The following is a 17486-nucleotide window of genomic DNA, read 5'->3' on the forward strand; positions in this document are numbered from 1 at the left end:
GGAGGAGGGGATAATGGCGGTGCCGCCGCCGGCGTCCGGGATGCCATGGCTACGGACCAGGGGATGGAAGCCCTGATCAGCCATCAGCGGGTATCAGAAAATAAAACCCAGATTTTTGATATGACGGATATTGAAATCGAACCGGCGACGGTGATGGGGATGTATCTTAATGCGGAGGAGGGGGTTTTCTCATCTGAGAAAGAATCAAAAATCAAGCTTTCAGCCAGTGTGGATTCCACCGGAACGCCGGATGTCAGTGCCGTGACCTGGAGCGTGGAAAACCACACCAGTGAAAAAACGGCAGAGGTTGATGCCGAAGGCAATGTCACCGTCCATGCCAGCACCTTGAGTGCCGCGGATCTTGCCGCCATGGGAATGGGAGACGATGCGTCCCGGGCGACGGTGACGGCATCCGTGACGGTGGATCATACCCACACCTTAACCGCCACCTACGAGATTTACCAGGGGATGACGCCATCCGGCATACAGGAACGGATTCAGAATCTACCCTCCCCGGGAGCCTTTAAGGCGGCGGATCGTGATGCGGTCGTCTTCGTCAGTCGGGCCATCGCACAGCTTACCCCGGCGGAAGCCGCCTATCTGGACAAGACCCTGCTGACCACGGCGGAAAAGCAGAAATTGGCTTACTGCCAGGCAGCCGTAAAGAACATCAACCAGCGAGTCATTCAGACCTATTCCGATGTGGATGGAAGCCGGGTTTACCCCAAAACCTTCACCATTTACAGTGATCTGCCCTGGTATGTGGCACTGAGCGTGGAGAATCTGGATGAAGAAACCGTGAAGAAAATAGAAAGCAGTCTGGGTAATCGGGAGAACCTGCTCCAGGTCAATGACATCACCCTCACCAATACTTTGGCAGATGATCTGACAACGGCCTATCACCCAGTGGACCCCATTAAAATTCAGATGGAGGTGCCTGAAACCAGTAAATCCATGCTGGCGGGTGTCAAGGTCAATGGCTATACCATTGGCGATGAGGTGGTGGCTAAGACCACCAATATGACCATTTCTGTGGATCGGCGCTATGTGACCTTTGAGACGTCGGATACGGGTATTTTCGGATATGTCTCAGAGAACAAGTCTATGGTAACGCCAGGTGGTTCAGGGGGGGCGTCCATTGGGACCGGATCGTCCGCCATCAGCGATGCCGGCGCCAGTGGAAGCTTCAGCAGTACGAGAAAAAGCATAAACACCACGGGAACATCAGGTAAAATCGTAGATCACGGCCTTACCTTAGGGCAATCCGGTATTGGCATGGTCGATATTACAGGAACCGGGAAGCTGAAAACGGGGACGGATACCCTGACCTCCTTCTGGTATGAGCTGGGACAAAAGGTAAAAGCCGGAGCGGCGCCCTTCGCCATTGGCCTGGGGACCATGGCAGTCCTTTACAGTATCGGCCTTTTAATCGCCATTGAGGTCCGCCACCGGAAAAAATTAAAAATGTAGGATCAGGCCGCAAGTGGCCAAAGCACAAAAGAGGGAGGATGTAAAAATGAAAAAGAAAAAGATTTTTGGGGTGCTGTTGTCGCTGTTCATCCTGTTCGGGATGGCCGTCACCCTTGCCGGGTGCGATAATCCGGTAACCACTGTCAGTAATGCTGGGGGGAAAACGGAACAGTATGCCTATCCAGAAGGCGGAATCATTAAAAAAGCTTTCTTTGACGAACTGAAAAATACGGTCAATACAGATATTTACCCCGGGACGGTGGATAATGTCAATTATGTCTGGACCTTCAATGGCGCGGATATTTCCACCCCCATGGATTTCAATATCGCCATGGGGCTGAATAACGATGTGGCCACCCAGGTTCAGGCGGCCACCAGCTCCGTTCAGGTCCAGGGCTTCAACTTTGCCGATAACCCCGGGGTTCCCGGAAAGTATAACCTGCGGCTGGTCCTGCCCACCAAGTGGGACTGCCAGAGCATTGATCTGTACAATTTAGACGGTACGAACCTTAATAAGGTGGGGACCGTTAAAATGGATAATAGTACTGAAACCACCCAGGTCAACTTTGGCCTTACCGTGGCCAAAGGACAGTTCTACCTCGTGTCCAGCACCCAGGTGGAGGGGGAAACCCTGGGAACGGAAACCGTGGTGCTGACGGATGAAGAAAAGGCGGCAGCTAAAGCTGCGGGACAGGCGAAGAAGCAGAACATCATCGATGAGGACGCCAATTATTCCGGTGCCATGGACGGCTATAATACCCAGCTGGATAAAATCCCCTCGGGGCAGCCTGGCCCGGTGGAGCCGGCCAATGTCACCATTGATGAAGGCACCACCAAATACTGTACCCTGGAGGTACGCTGCGATAATATCTGGAAAGCCCAGTATTATCCTTACCTCAATCCGGAAAAGGAACCCTATCAGCCCAAGGATGGCACCATCTTCGCCTATAAGCAGGTGGCCTATCATCCGGGTGAGATGGTCTACGATGTGCTGGCCCGGGAAATGCGCAACGCGGGCATCCAGATGGAATACAGCTACACTCCCATTTACGGTTCCAACTATATTGAAGGCATCAACAACCTGTACGAATTCGACTGCGGCGAGGTCTCCGGGTGGATGTACGAGGTCAATGGCTGGTACCCCAATTACGGCTGCAGCCGCTACCTGGTCAAAGAAGGGGATACCATCACCTGGAATTATACCTGTGACCTGGGGGCAGACCTCGGCCAACACTTTTAGGGTGGCACGATGGAAGATGCCTTCTCAACCTATCATCCGGTCATCAATTTCTTTTACTTCGCGGTGGTCCTGCTGTTCTCAATGTTTTTCAACCACCCGGCGTTTTTAGTGATCTCATTGCTGGGGGCGGTGATTTATTCCCTGGTTCTGCTGGGGACCCGCCGCTCCCTGAAATTTAATCTGGTGGGCATGCTGCCCATGCTGTTCTTAGTGGCCCTCATCAATCCCCTGTTTAACCACGGGGGAGTGACCATCTTAGGTTACTGGCCCACAGGTAATCCCATGACCCTGGAATCCATTGTTTACGGGATAGTCATGGCCGTCATGTTCATCGAGGTCATTGTTTGGTTCGCCTGCTACAACACCATCATGACCTCGGATAAATTCATCTATCTCTTCGGACGGGTGATTCCGGCGCTCTCCCTGGTACTTTCCATGGTCCTGCGCTTCGTGCCGAAATTCAAGGCCCAGCTGTCCGTCATCACCCAGGGGCAGAAATGCATCGGTCGGGATATCGGCGCTGGCAATGTCTGGCAGCGGGCGCGCAATGCCATTAACATCCTGTCCATCATGGTGACCTGGGCCCTGGAAAACGCCATTGACACCGCCGATTCCATGAAGGCCCGGGGCTATGGATTAAAGGGGCGGACCAGCTTCTCCATTTTTACCTTCGATACCCGGGACAAATGGGTGGGGGGCATCATGCTGGTCCTTTTCCTTATCGTCACCGGTGGGGTGATGGGTGGCTTAGCCTACGCCTCTTACAACCCGGTCATTAAATACTCGGCCTTCACCCCTCTGTCCATCAGCGTTTATGTGATTTATCTGGTTTTCTGCCTCATGCCGGTCTTTGTCGATGTGGCAGAGGGCATTAAATGGAAGCAGCTGACTAAAGGTGCAGCTGCCAGCGAAAGTAAGGAGCAGCCATGGCATTATTCGATATCCAACATCTGACCTTTAGTTATCCCGAAGCCGAAAAACTGGCCCTTGATGATATCAATCTTTGTATTGACCAAGGCGAGTTCATCGTCCTTTGCGGGGCATCGGGCTGTGGGAAGAGCACTCTGCTGCGCCATTTCAAAACAGTCCTGACTCCCCATGGCGACCGGGATGGCCAGCTGATCTTCAATGGGACACCCCTTACAGCGGTGGATGATCGCACCCAGAGCGCCCAGATTGGCTATGTCCTCCAAAGCCCGGATAACCAGATTGTGACCGATAAGGTTTGGCATGAGCTGGCCTTTGGGCTGGAAAGCCTGGGATATGACAACCAGACCATCCGTCTGCGGGTGGCTGAGATGGCCTCCTACTTTGGCATACAGGACTGGTTTATGCGCAATGTGACCGAGCTTTCCGGGGGACAGAAGCAGCTCCTCAACCTGGCCTCCATCATGGCCCTTCAGCCCAGCCTCCTGATTCTGGATGAGCCCACCAGCCAGCTGGACCCCATCGCCGCGGCGGACTTCTTAGGCACCATCAAAAAGCTCAACCGGGACCTGGGGACCACCATCGTTTTATCCGAGCATCGGCTGGAGGAAGTCCTGCCGGCTGCTGACCGGGCGGTGGTGATGGACGGCGGGCGCATCGTCGCCTGCGATACCCCGAGGCGGGTGGGCAGCCACTTAAAAGCCATGGGCCACGATATGTTCGTGGCCATGCCGGCCCCCATGCAGATCTGCGCCGGGGTAGCCGATGATTTAGAGGATTGGCCCATCACCGTCCGGGAGGGTCGGCGATGGATCGATGGCTATTTAAAGGATCAGCCCATCGGTATCGATGCTGTGGCGGAAAGCCCCCTGCCCGAATCTGCCATTCCCCAGAAGGGCAAAGAGCCGCTTATCAGCATGAAGGAGGTGTGGTTCAAGTATGAGCGGCACCTGCCGGATGTGGTTCGGGGCCTGAGCCTTGATATCTATGGGGGGGAAATGTTCTGTATGGTGGGGGGGAACGGCACCGGAAAATCAACGACCCTCTCCCTGCTTTCCGGCATCCGGGAACCCTACCGGGGGAAGATCAAGCTCAAGGGCACGCCCCTGAAAAAATACGATCGGGTGGCACTTTACCAGCAGATCCTAGGGGTCATGCCCCAAAACCCCCAGAGCCTTTTCGTTAAAAAGAATGTGGAGCTGGATTTATACGAAATGCTCAATGAAAAAAAGCTGTCCATTGATGAAAAGGATACCCGGGTGGATGAAGTCATCGGGCTCACCCATTTGGAGGATTTACTGGCCCGGCACCCCTATGATTTAAGCGGAGGGGAGCAGCAGCGCCTAGCCCTGGCGAAAATCCTTCTCATGAAGCCAGAGGTTTTGATTCTGGATGAACCCACCAAGGGGCTGGATAACCACTATAAGCTGGAACTGGGGATGATCCTGAAAAACCTGCAAAAAACCCAGGGAGTCACCATCATCATGGTTTCCCACGATGTGGAATTCTGTGCTCGATTCGCCGATCGGTGCGGATTGTTCTTCGACGGCAGCCTGGTGACCACCGGCCGCCCCCGGGAATTTTTCGCGGGCAACAGCTTTTACACCACCTCGGCCAACCGCATGAACCGCCATCTGTTTAAAAACGCCGTGACGGCGGAGGATGTCATTGCGCTGTGCCAGGAAAATGCAGGGGAGGAACCGACGTGGCAACGAACGGAAAAAATAGCGCTTTAAAGGCGGTCGAAGGACAGGCCGTGCTGAAGGTAGTGGGGACGTCCTCCACCGGAAGCCCAGGTCCGGCAGCACCCCCGGTGCGTAAACGCCTGCGGGATAACCGCCCGACGAAGCAGAAAATACTATTGGTCTGGACCGCCATCCTGCTGGCTTGTGCCGGCGGAAGCTGGCTCTGCTTTACCTACCTGGGGAGCAGCAAATATTATTCCAGTGTCTTTATGTGCTTCATCTTTGTGGTCATCGGAACCCAGTATTTAAAACCCCATGTGGATGCCGGGCCGCCGGTGGCTGCACCCAAGGACCACCGCATCGGAAAGCGGACCTGGCTGTGTGCTGCAATGATCCTGGTGGCTATTCCCCTGACCATTTGGGCGGGGATCCGCTTTGGGGGCGACCGGAAATATTATATCGTCAGCTTGGTCATCATTATCGAGACCATGATCCCCTTTCTGGTTTCCTTTGAAGGCCGGAAGCCCCAGGCCCGAGAGCTGGTGGTCATTGCCACACTGGCGGCCATCGCCGTGTCCGGCCGGGCCGCATTTTTCATGCTTCCCCAATTCAAACCCATTATTGCTTTTGTCATCATCGCCGGGGTCTGCTTTGGCGGGGAGTCTGGCTTCTTGGTAGGCGCGGTCACCGGCTTCGTGTCCAATTTCTTTTTCGGACAGGGGCCCTGGACACCCTGGCAGATGTTTGCCTTCGGCATCATCGGGTTTTTAGCGGGTATCTGCTTTAAGCGGGGGTGGCTGGGTACCAGTAAGCTGCCCTTATGCATTTTTGGCGGGATAACGGCCCTCTGCATATTTGGACCCATCATGAATCTGGCATCCGCCTTGATGTGGTCCAAGTCCCTGAGCTGGCCGGTGGTCTTATCCTACCTGGCCACGGGTCTGCCCTTTGACCTGGTCCATGCCATCGCCACCATCTTCTTTTTATCCATCTTCTCCCAGCCCATGATTGAGAAGCTGGAACGGATCAAGCTGAAGTATGGATTGATGGAGGAATAAATGATTTTGAAAAAAACCAAATATAGAAATAATGGAAGGAAGGGTAATTTATGAAGAATTGGAAGAGGATTCTGTGCTTGGGCCTGGCGGTACTCCTGCTTTTAGGCGGCTTAAGTCCGTTGGCTTTTGCGGAGGAGGGGACAGCGGATCAGGTAACGGTCTGTCTGACCGTCGAAAAATTCACCTTAGGGAAAGGGTACACCATCGAGCCTACCCTCATTAAGGTCCCTAAAGGGACGCGTGTCTCGAAAATTGTTACGGATCGGTTAGGCCAAGGAAATTATGAAAACACTGGTACCATCGACAGCAGCTTTTATCTGGCCCAGATAAAGGATGGCGATCCAGGAATGGGCGAAATCCCAGACTGCCCCCAGTATATTAAAGCGGCAATCGCGGCCAAAGGCGGAACTCTGGATGCCCAGGATGATGGATGGTTGGGAGAATTTGATTTTTATAATATGTCAGGCTGGATGATTTCAGTCAATAACAAATTCATCAACACAAGTGCGTCAGACGCCCTTGTCGATGAAGGGACCGTCATGCGCTGGCAGTTCACCGTTTATGGCTATGGTGCGGATCTGGCCGAGCCCCAGGATTGGAGCTCAGCAGAACCCCTTGTCGTGGCGGCCAATAAGGATGCCCTGACCTGGCGAGTGGCGGAAATTAATGCCATGAGTGATAAAGCCTCGGTTTTAAGCTATGGTGAGAATCAGAAAAAGTATGACGATGCCTTGGCGCTGCTGAAGAATATCGAATCCAAACAGACCGATGTGGACGCAGCACTAGCGAACCTTAACCATTTAGATGAAGCCTCTGCTGTCACTGGTGATGCGGATGGGGACGGCTACGTGAATGTTAGTGACCTTAGAATCGTAAAATCCAACTTTGGTCAATCCGTCCAAACAGGGCAAAATGGCGATGTCGATTTTGACGGTTTTGTCAATGTATCCGATTTACGAGTGGTAAAATCGAATTTTGGAAAACAGATTTAATTAAAAGGAGATCAGAATGAAAAAAAGAATCTTAGCGGTATTAATCATTTGCCTAATGGCGCTGTCAGCCGTGGGGATATCGGTGTTCGCTGCGGATCATTCCAAAGCGACCTTAAAAGTCGACAAATCCAGCTACAGCCAGGGGGAAACCGTTCCGGTTAAGCTGATTATTTCAGATACGGGATTTTCAGATGTCGGGGTGATGCTTAAATATAATACTGAAAAGCTGGCACCTGCTGGGGCCGGTTTAAAAGATAATATCTCGACAAGTTACTATTCAAGCACTGATAAAAACGGCATTTTTGACGACGATGAAGACTATATGTACCGTCAGAATGATACCAATGGCACCCTTGGTTACTCGTTCAGTATTGCAGATAAATCAACCAATTCCCTGGTTTTGACGACCACGAATGAAACGCCTAATTATCGTTATATTGATGCGTCATCAGAAGGTGGATATCTCGTCGCAACCTTTAACTTAAAAGCAAAGGCAGATATTACCCTGGGCGATGGAGACCTTGGATTCCAGAAAGACCCAACAACCAGTAATAGGGATATCCTGGTTACACTGGGAACAGCTAAATTAGACACAGCGGCAAGCGTATCCATCCCTGAGGCACCAAAGCCCGCCGGCACCGTCCACGTCACCGTCGAAAATCAAAAGGCAACGGCGGCAGAGGGTGCGGCTTTCACCGGAGTACTGGTGGACAAGGATGTGGAGATCACATCTACGTCCACGGTGTTAAGCGCCGTGCAGACAGCCCTTGGCGATTATACCCTGGAAGAAAAAGGTGGGTATATTTCAAAAATTAATGGTTTAGGCGCAGGCGTTGGTGCCGACTATGCCGGTTGGATGGCCACCATCGAAGATTGGTTTACCAATAACCCCCTCAACCAATATACGCCGGCGGATGGCACCTTAAAGGATGGCCAGCAGATTAAGGTCGTGTATTCTAAAACCGGCGGAACAGATGTTGGCGGGGATTGGAGTAATAATACCAAAACCCTTTCAGCCCTCACAACCGATGCCGGCACCTTAAGCCCGGCCTTCGATGCTGAAACAAAGAACTACACCTTAAACATTCCGGCAGGGGTATCCAGTGTGAAAATCACCCCTACCGCTGCCAATAAGAATTTCCAGGTTCACACCTATCTGGGAACCCAGACAGAAGGAAAAGAATACCTCAGAAGCCAGTCTATCCCTGTTGAAGATGGCAGCATCATCACCATCGTTGATGGCGATCCCAGCTGGCCTTCTATGAACAATGGCTATAGTGGCGGTGAAAAGGTCGCCGCAGAAACCTACACCGTTACAGTAAAACATGCCACGAGCAATTTGAAATCCCTGATCGTGCACACCAGCACCAGTCCTAATAAGACCACTACCTTATTACAGAATAAGGGCGATGATTTTGGTGAAGCACCACTGTTCGATGCTGAAACCATCAGCTATGATCTGGCCGCACAAAGCGATAGTATCTACCAACTTCGTTTCCGTGCCATGCCAGAAGAAAGCGGTGCCACTGTCAAACTGAAGTGGGGCAATGAAGAAGCGGATATCACCTGGACCTCCGGTAGTTCTAAATGGGCCAATTGCCTGGTTCCTGGGAAAAACCAGCTGCAGCTGGTAGTCACCCCGCCGGAAGGATCCGATAAAGGGCAGCAAACCTATGTACTGAATGTGGATGTAGTGCCCACTTTGAGTAATTTATCTGTAAAGGCGGATGACGCCACCGTCTACCTGGATAAGAAGTTTTCATCGGCAACTACGGATTACTCCGTTACGCTGCCACAGGATGCCAAAACCCTTTCAGTCATGGCAACGCCTAAGGATGCAGCCTACACCGTGACTTACAATGGACAGAGTGCTAAGGATGTCGATATCAGTTCGGCGGACAAGGTTGATGTCCAGGTCACGGCAGGTTCCGGAGATAAGGCCCTTAGCAAAACCTATACCCTGGCATTAAACCGCGTAGCGGCGGCCAACTTAAGAATCACGACCACACCCAGCGATGCAGTGGTCAAGGTTTACGATGCCCAAGGCGCTGAGCAGAAGGCTTTAGCTGATGGCACGTACAAAGGTATGTTTGGAACACAGACCTATACCTATACGGTGACCAAGACCGGCTATGTGGCAAAAACCGGAGATGTTCCGGCAGCTGGCGGCAGCCTGACGGTCAACCTGGAAAAAGCAGCAGCCAACCCGGCCTCCGTCAGTGCCGATTGGAAGAACTTCCGGGGAAATGACCAGAACAATGGTATTACCACGGCCAAGACACCGAAAAGCGCTGATGGTGCGGCACTGCTTTGGTCCCAGAAACTGGGAACCGGCTGGAGTGCATCTCCAACCCCTCAGATCATCGTAGACAATACCCTCATTACCGGGGTCAACAAGAATATCTACAAACTGGATTTACAGACCGGTAAGGTTTTGGCAAAGGGCGACATGGTTCAAAGCCCCAGCTTTGCCTATAGTGCTCCGGTTTATGCGGATGGGATGATCTTCATCCAGTTGGGCGGAGGAACCGTCCAGGCTTTCAATGCCACCACCCTGGAATCCCTCTGGGTGTATACCGATCCCCTGAAGGGACAAGCCCTTTCTCCCATCACCTATGCTGATGGCTACCTCTACACAGGATTCTGGAATTCTGAAGCAAAGGATGCAAACTATGTCTGTCTGAGCGCATCGGATGAAGATGCCAGCAAGACCGATGAAGCGAAAACGGCTACCTGGCGTCACACCCAGGCCGGTGGATTCTATTGGGCGGGTTCCGTGGTCGTCGGAGATGCCCTCATCATCGGGACGGATGACGGCGCCAATGGCTATAATGGTGACAGCCATCTATTGGCACTTAATCGGATTAATGGCGATTTAATCAGTGATACGGTGCTCACAGGCATGGGTGATCAGCGATCCACCATCACCTATGACGCAGGGAAGATTTATTTCACCACGAAAAACGGTTACCTCTGCCGTGCGGATGTGGATGCCCAGGGCAACATCACGAACCTGACATCGAAGAATTATCCGGAAATCGGTGGACAGAGCACCAGTACGCCAGTCGTGTACAAGGGCCGTGTCTACTTCGGTATGGGTGGCGGTGTCGGATCTGCCGGCAAATTCGTCGCCTGTGACGCCGGGACACTGGATAGTATTTACACCGTAGATTTAGTAGGCTATCCCCAGTGCTCCATGCTTTTAAGCACCGCCTATGAAGAAAGTAATGGCAATCTCTATTTCTACTCGACCTATAACATGAATCCTGGCGGCATCGCCATGATCGAAGCCAAAGCTGATGGAAGCAGTGCTAAAAAAGTGGATCTCTATGATGCCAAGGGCTTTGCACAATACTGCACCTGCAGCATCATCGCTGGAACCGACGGCACCTTATACTACAAAAATGATTCCGGGAACATTTTGGCCGTTGGCTTCTCTGCCGTCGGTAAACTGGAAGCAGAAATTGATGCTCTTGGCACCATTACCCTGGACAGCAAGGCCGCCATTGAAAATGCCGAAGCTGGCTATAAGGCCCTGAGCGCAGAAGAACAGGCACAGGTCACGAATTACCAGACTCTTCTGGATGCCCGCAGCACCTACGACGCGCTTGTTGCGCTGAAGCAGGCAAAGGAAACCGCCGGTACTACCCTGGAAAGCTATAAATCCGCGGATTTATACCGGGATGCTGAAAAAGCGCTCTTAGCCAATGCCATTGCTGATGGAAAAGCAGCCATCAATCAGGCCACTGATTTAGAAGGCATCAATACGGCTTTGGCAGCAGCCAAGACCACCATCGATGCCATCAAGACCGATGCCCAGTATGACATCGAAGAAGCCGCAGACTTAAAAACGGCTCAGGATGCCGCCATCGAGGAACTGAAGAATTATAAAAATAAGGCAGATTATCGTGATGCAGAACAGGCACAACTCGATCAGACCATCCAAAGCTACAGCGAACAAATCCGCGCCATTACCATTGACAACAACGATTTATCCGGAGCAAAAGAAAGAGTAAAAACAACCTTAGCTTCCGGGAAAACCGCCCTGGACGGCATCAAGACCGATGCCCAGTACAAGGTGGAAGAAGATCAGGCAGCCGCAGCGAAAATCGATGCACAAATCGCCGCCTTGCCCGCCGCAGACCAGCTGACCTTGGAAAACGAAACGGCAGTAACAGAAGCCCGGACCGCCTACGAAGCGCTAACCGCTGATCAGAAGGTCTATGTGAAGAATCTGGAAACCCTCAAGGCCGCCGAAGCTAAAATATCAGACCTCCAGGCCGAAGCGGAAGCCAAGCCGGTCATTGATAAGATGTCCCAGGCCATTGGCGCCATCAATGAAAAATCTGAAACGGCACTGGATGCTTATAATGAAGCCATAACCGCTTACAATGCACTCAGCCCAGCAGCGAAGGGTAAAGCCGATGCCAAAAAATCGGCCATGGACACTGCTTTAAATACTAAGAGTGCGGAACAGCATACCAAAACAGCGGATGTCACGACGGAAGATGGCAAAAAGCTAGCCGCTGCCATTAGTGATAAGGACGGCAAGATGCTGCCCCTGAACATCGCGCTGGAAGAAATCAAAACAGTGACAACGGAAAATATTGAAAAAGCCAAGGCTAAGCTCACCGGGAAGGACCTCGTCCTGGGAATCGGCATCAGCATCAATGAAGATCAGATGACGGATGATCAAAAAGCAGAATTGGCTAAAAATGGCTATCAGGTCACCATCTCCTGTGATTTGACCGGTTATAAAACCGAATCCATCAAGGTGGCCCATGTATTGAAAGATGGTAAAGTTGAGATTCTGGATGCCCAGTATGATGCCAATGCCAAAACCGTGACCTTCATCACCAAGAGCTTCTCTGACTTCATGGTTATGGCGGAAAAATTACCAATCGAGAATACGACTGGGGCCGGAAATATTGCGGCCGATGGCACGAACTCGACTAAAAATACAGCGACGGGTATCACAGAAGGAAATTTAAATACCGCCTTTGCAGGAATATTGATTTTTGCCGCTGTCTGTGGAATGGCAATTTTGGTTCGGAAACAGAAGCAAGATTAAAGGAAACAGTGAGCGGTAGGTTCATTTTATAATGAGCCTACCGCTTCGCTCGAGATGTCTTAACACCCCCTTCTCGAGGAGAAGGGAAAAAGGTAAGTAATAGCATAAAAAAACAACGTGAATGGAAGGGAAATGGATAGATATATGAAATCAATCAATATCGTAGGGCGGACACTTTTGTGTTGGCTAGTGATAATCGGGGTGGCCGTCTTGTCCTGTGAGATAATTTGGGCCGCAACGAATCCGGCACGGCCAATGCTTTTTCTGGAGGATAGTGATAATGCCAGAATTCATACCGTTTTTCTGAGTACGGATGGCGAGGAAACTCAATATTCTGACCTCAAGGCTGTGGTCACCCGCCCTGATGCATTACAAGATACACCCATAGTATGGGAGAGCAGCAACGCAGCAGTAGCGACAATCGAAAAAACGGATCACTATGAGCTGGGAAGTACAAATACCATAAAGGCCCATTCCGAGGGTGAAGCAACCATTACGGTAAGCTGTACAGGGGAAAGCACCTCGGTTAAGGTCATTGTGAAAAGTGTAGAAAATATCATGGCAAGAATGCGTGAATTATCCAAAGTTCTGCCAGTGGAAGAAAAAGATTTCAGCTCTGCTGATTTTGAAAATGCAAGAGAATTTTACAGTTTTGGATGTGCCATTGGTTCAAAACAGTGTAAGGTATTGAGAAAGGAAACTCCTGAGCTCAATGCGCAGCTCGGTTTTGGATTGTGGTATGATTTTCCGGAGTTCATACAATTATATTCATCAAGCTATCCAGATTCCGGATCAATGTACGGCGCAAACAGTGGAAAAGATTATACATCGGCCCAAAAATGTTTGCAGGAAATGAAAAAGGATTATGACTATTATCCTTCAAGCGCGCAGAATAGCCTGAACACACTCCAGACCAAAGTGGAGGCTATGGCAGCGATGATTGCCAAGGATGCTTCCAAGGCAGAGTTCAAAACCGCTCTGACGGAGCTCAACACCCGCACGCAAGCACTGGTCGTTGAGCTGATTGATGCTTTGCCAGGTGTGGATAGTTTAACTTTAGCGGATGAAGAGGGTGTGATTATTGCACGAAATGCCTACACGGCATTAATCCGTGCGAATCGATCAGATTTCAACGGGACAAAGCTGAAAAAACTGGCTGATGCAGAGTAAAAGATTGCAGAGCTTAAGCAGGTGGTCGATCCAGATAGCGTGACGGTGACGCCTTCCGAAGCAACACTGAAGGTCAGCGGCCGGACGACGTTGGTGGCTTCTGTCTCTCCAGAAAACGCGAGTGATCAAACCATTGTATGGACCTCTGGGGACGAAGCTGTCGCCAGCGTCACCGATATGGGGATTGTCACGGCGAATGCTGTGGGGAAAACGACGATTACTGCAGAAACCGTGAATGGTAAAACAGCAAACTGTATCATCACGGTGGAGGAAGGTATGATTCCGGTTACCGGAATCACCATAAATGAACAGGATCAAAGCCTTGTTATGGGGAAATCCCTTCAATTGACGGCGACGGTATCTCCCCAAGACGCTACGAATTAAATGGTTGAATGGCGCAGTGGGGATACGGCAATTGGCATGGTCGATGCCAATGGACGGGTGACGGGTGTAAACACGGGCACCACGACGATTACCGCAGCATCGGGCGATATCGTCGGGACAACCGTCGATGCCAGACCTGCTGTTCAGACACCTCAGGTATATTTTCAGTACAAGAATGGTGAGATACAAGAAGTAGGGGAGGATGGCCAGTTCGTTCTTGAACAAAGTGACCAAGGCCGCTTTGTACTAGAAGGTAGCCAGGCAACCCCGTACTGGAAGAATACAGTGGATCCGACAAGTGGAACCAGTACCTTTAATATCTTTGCGGGAACTGGAGAAGTCATGTTGAATAAAACGGGGACTGCCACGGGTTGGGTCATTGATGAAGGTACTCTTTACGGGGAAGAAATGCATATTGTCGATTTCCAGGTGAAGATCATCCCCAGCACCATCGACGTCTTGTATGCTTATGTGGATGGCGTCGAAATGGGGAAAACGCCACTTGCCCTTACGGAGAGTGAGACCAAGACCATCGTTGTCAAGGGGCGCAGGGCCAATAGTCAATTGTTGGTCGATGTTCCCTTTTATGCGATTACCTGTACCAGTGATTCATCAAATGTGAATTTTGGAACGAGCACAAAAAATACCGCCTTTAATCTATCGGGATCAGGCAGTGCGAAGATTACTGTCAGTTTACTCAATACGGCGGTTAAAAAGCAGTTCGATGTTGAAGCAGCGTATATTAATGTTACAGATATGGTAGTCACGACGCAGGACACTTATTTCATTGATGATTGGAATCCCAATGGAAATGAGTACACAGGGATCTATAACAGTGGTATAGGGCAGCGATACGATGTTCAGGTTAAACCCGATAATGCGACTAACCGTGGCGTGACATGGACGAGCTATGATCCGGAGATTGCTTATTTCAAGGTCGAGCATGTAAATGGATTTTTGCCGGTCAAGGCGGGAACCGCGCGTTTTACTGTCACGAGTAATGCTAATCCGGCGGTGAAAAAAGATGTCGTAATTCGCTTTGAATATAAAAACAAAGTGACAGCCGTAGCCGTGGATCAGAGCGAAATCAATTTGGTGCTTTCGGAAGGGACAAAAACACTGCCCATCACTTTCAGCCCAGCCAATAGCACTGAGCAGCGTATGGATTGGACTTATAGTGAAGCAGGCATCGTTCAGGTCCAGAGCGGGATCGAAGCAACGAATGCTTATAAAAAAACAAACCATACCATCACCCCGCTCAAAGAAGGAACCGTAACAGTAACGGGAACCCCATGGGATACGACCGGTGGAGCGCAGCCTGTGAGCTTTACGGTGACAGTGACAGGCCAGGCTGTGGAAGTCGATGTCGATGCGTTAGCCAAGGCTGGTATTGAAAGCGGCCAGAGCTATCTTTCGGGTGAAGCCATTGGAAAAAACGCCTATGGTAATGAATGGAACATCTTTGCATTAGCCCGCTCTGGAGTGACGGTATCAGAAGAAAACATTCAAGCTTACATTAAAAGCGCTTCCGGAAAAGTGGCCGAAGCATCCTTTGGGAAAAAGTCCACGGATATCTCGGGTCATTTTAGCCATGGAGTCCATCGGCTACGATGCGTCTGATGTCCGTGGCGTCAATCTTTATGATAAATTATATAATTATTCCGATCAACTCGCAACCATGGGGTCCAATGATGTGGCTTTCGCACTGATCGCCCTCGATGCAAAAGGGACGGTAGTACCCGAAGGGGCAAATTGGTCCAGGAATCGTCTGCTTGAAACATTGTTGACGTATCAGGATGAAGCAGGCGGAGGCTTTACTCTTGGGGGTACCGGTTCAGGCAGTCCGGATATGACTGCAATGTGTCTCACGGCTTTGGCACCCTACAATGATGAAGCCCACCCGGCAGTTCAAACTGCGGTTACGAAGGCTTTGGACTATCTTAAAACGACAATGGATAACGCAGCAGGATATGGGAATAGCAATAGCGATGCTCAAATCATCACAGCATTATCGGCATTGAAGCTGGATATAGCAAAGGCAGACCATGGATTTACTGTAGCGGGTGCGAATCCCATTACCAGTCTAGAGCGTTATCGCATAGAATCTGGAGGCTTTAAATACTTACTGACTGACCAACGGCCCAATGAAATGGCTACCCAGCAAGCGACCTATGCGCTCGAAGCCTATTGTCGCATTAAAGCCGGGTCTGTCAACTTATATGATTTGAGTGATGTTCAGCGTCGACAACCGGCAATGGATGAAGCCGTACAGGCCGTCATCGCGAAAATCGATGCCCTGCCAGAAGCCGCAGATTTACAGCTCACCGATGAAACCGCCCTGGCCGAAGCCAAAGCCGCCTTCGATGCCCTCACCACCGTCCAAAAGGCCCTGGTGGATGACGCACATCAGACCAAGCTGAGTGCCGATGTTACGAAGATGACGGAACTCAAAGCCGCCGCAGAGCTGGCCCAGGCCAAGACCGATGCCAAAACCGCATTGGCAGGCTATAAGGATCAAGCCGATTACCGGGCAGCGGAGCAGAAGGAAATGGCCGAAATCATCACCGCGGGGAACACCGCCATTGATGTCGCCGCCAATAAAACCGACATCGCCGCAGCCCTAAAGGAGGCCCGGCAGAAGCTGGATGCCTTAAAGACAGATGCCCAGTATACGGCAGAGGAAGCAAAAGCGCTGGCGGATGCGAAAACCGCCGCCATTGCAGACCTGACAGGCTATAAAAAACCGGCAGATTACCGGGAAGCCCAGCAGGCAGAGCTCACCGCGGCCATTACCGCAGGCACCAACGCCATTAACACCGCAGTGGATCAGGCTGGGGTCACCCAGGCCCTGGCCGATGCCAAGACCGCCCTGGATGCCATTAAGACCAATGCCCAGCTGACCGAGAAAGAACGCCAGCAGGCCATGGCGGATGCCAAAGCCGCCATGGAGACGGCCAAGAAGAATCACTTAACCCAGGCGGATTTGGACGCTGCCCGTGCGGCCATTGATAAACTCGATGCGGCCACTCAGGAAGAAATGAAGGCAGACCTCGACAGCTTTAACACCGCTGTGGAAAAAGCAGAAGCCGAGCGCCATCAGCCCACCCTGGCCGATGGGACCAAGGTCACAGCCGATGGCCTGACCTTGGATTACAAGCTGGTTCTTGACACGGCAGACACTGGGAGTGCAGCGATTGCCCAGGAAGCCAACACCGGCATGGATGTGGTGCTGCCTCTGGCCATCCATGTTGAAGATTTAAAAGGAAATACCGTTGATCAACCCATCACCATTACCATCAGTGCAGATCTTAGCGCCTATGGCGATAACCCGACGGTGAAGATCGCCCATATTAAAGATGGAAAGCTATTGGAAAACCTGGCCGGAACCTACAATGGGGCCAAGAAGACTGTCACCTTTAAGGTATCCAGCTTCTCAGACTTCATTCTGTTAGCCCAGAAGGCGGGCAGTACGGAGCCGGTGAATCCCAC

General features: G+C 51.3%; 9 protein-coding genes and 2 pseudogenes. All 11 read left to right on the plus strand.

All coding sequences use genetic code 11. The features are described 5' to 3' along the window. Positions 1-1470, plus strand: a pseudogene (locus VB081_RS05865) (hypothetical protein); the annotation flags it as partial. A gap of 13 nt (positions 1471-1483) precedes the next feature. Beyond that, complete coding sequence (locus VB081_RS05870) at positions 1484-2710, plus strand: DUF4430 domain-containing protein (protein WP_323399906.1); 1227 nt, start codon at positions 1484-1486, stop codon at positions 2708-2710. A 9-nt stretch (positions 2711-2719) separates the two neighbouring features. After that, positions 2720-3664, plus strand: coding sequence for an energy-coupling factor transporter transmembrane component T (locus tag VB081_RS05875; RefSeq protein WP_090243933.1), 945 nt, complete (start codon positions 2720-2722; stop codon positions 3662-3664). Further along, entirely contained in the window at positions 3637-5373 is a 1737-nt protein-coding gene (locus VB081_RS05880; RefSeq protein WP_323397870.1) for an ABC transporter ATP-binding protein, read from the plus strand. The genes VB081_RS05875 and VB081_RS05880 overlap by 28 nt, the downstream gene beginning before the upstream one ends. Next, entirely contained in the window at positions 5343-6380 is a 1038-nt protein-coding gene (locus VB081_RS05885) for an ECF transporter S component (protein WP_323397869.1), read from the plus strand. The genes VB081_RS05880 and VB081_RS05885 overlap by 31 nt, the downstream gene beginning before the upstream one ends. A gap of 50 nt (positions 6381-6430) precedes the next feature. Further along, positions 6431-7372 carry a dockerin type I domain-containing protein gene (locus VB081_RS05890; protein ID WP_323397868.1) on the plus strand — a complete coding sequence of 314 codons (942 nt, stop codon included), beginning with the start codon at positions 6431-6433 and terminating at the stop codon, positions 7370-7372. 16 nt (positions 7373-7388) lie between these two features. Further along, positions 7389-12443 (plus strand): cadherin-like beta sandwich domain-containing protein, encoded by a 5055-nt coding sequence (locus VB081_RS05895; RefSeq protein ID WP_323397867.1) that lies wholly within the window; start codon positions 7389-7391, stop codon positions 12441-12443. Between the two features lie 144 nt (positions 12444-12587). Further along, positions 12588-13613: a hypothetical protein gene (locus tag VB081_RS05900; protein ID WP_323399907.1), complete on the plus strand. Its 1026-nt coding sequence runs from the start codon at positions 12588-12590 to the stop codon at positions 13611-13613. 21 nt (positions 13614-13634) lie between these two features. Then, positions 13635-13997, plus strand: a complete 363-nt coding sequence (locus VB081_RS05905) for an Ig-like domain-containing protein (protein WP_323397865.1) — start codon at positions 13635-13637, stop codon at positions 13995-13997. Next, entirely contained in the window at positions 13998-15617 is a 1620-nt protein-coding gene (locus tag VB081_RS05910; protein ID WP_323397864.1) for an Ig-like domain-containing protein, read from the plus strand. Further along, positions 15589-17486: pseudogene (locus VB081_RS05915) on the plus strand (hypothetical protein); the annotation flags it as partial. The gene VB081_RS05910 and the pseudogene VB081_RS05915, both read left to right, overlap by 29 nt.

The sequence above is a fragment of the Christensenella sp. genome, assembly GCF_034927525.1.
Lineage (GTDB): Bacteria > Bacillota > Clostridia > Christensenellales > Christensenellaceae > Christensenella.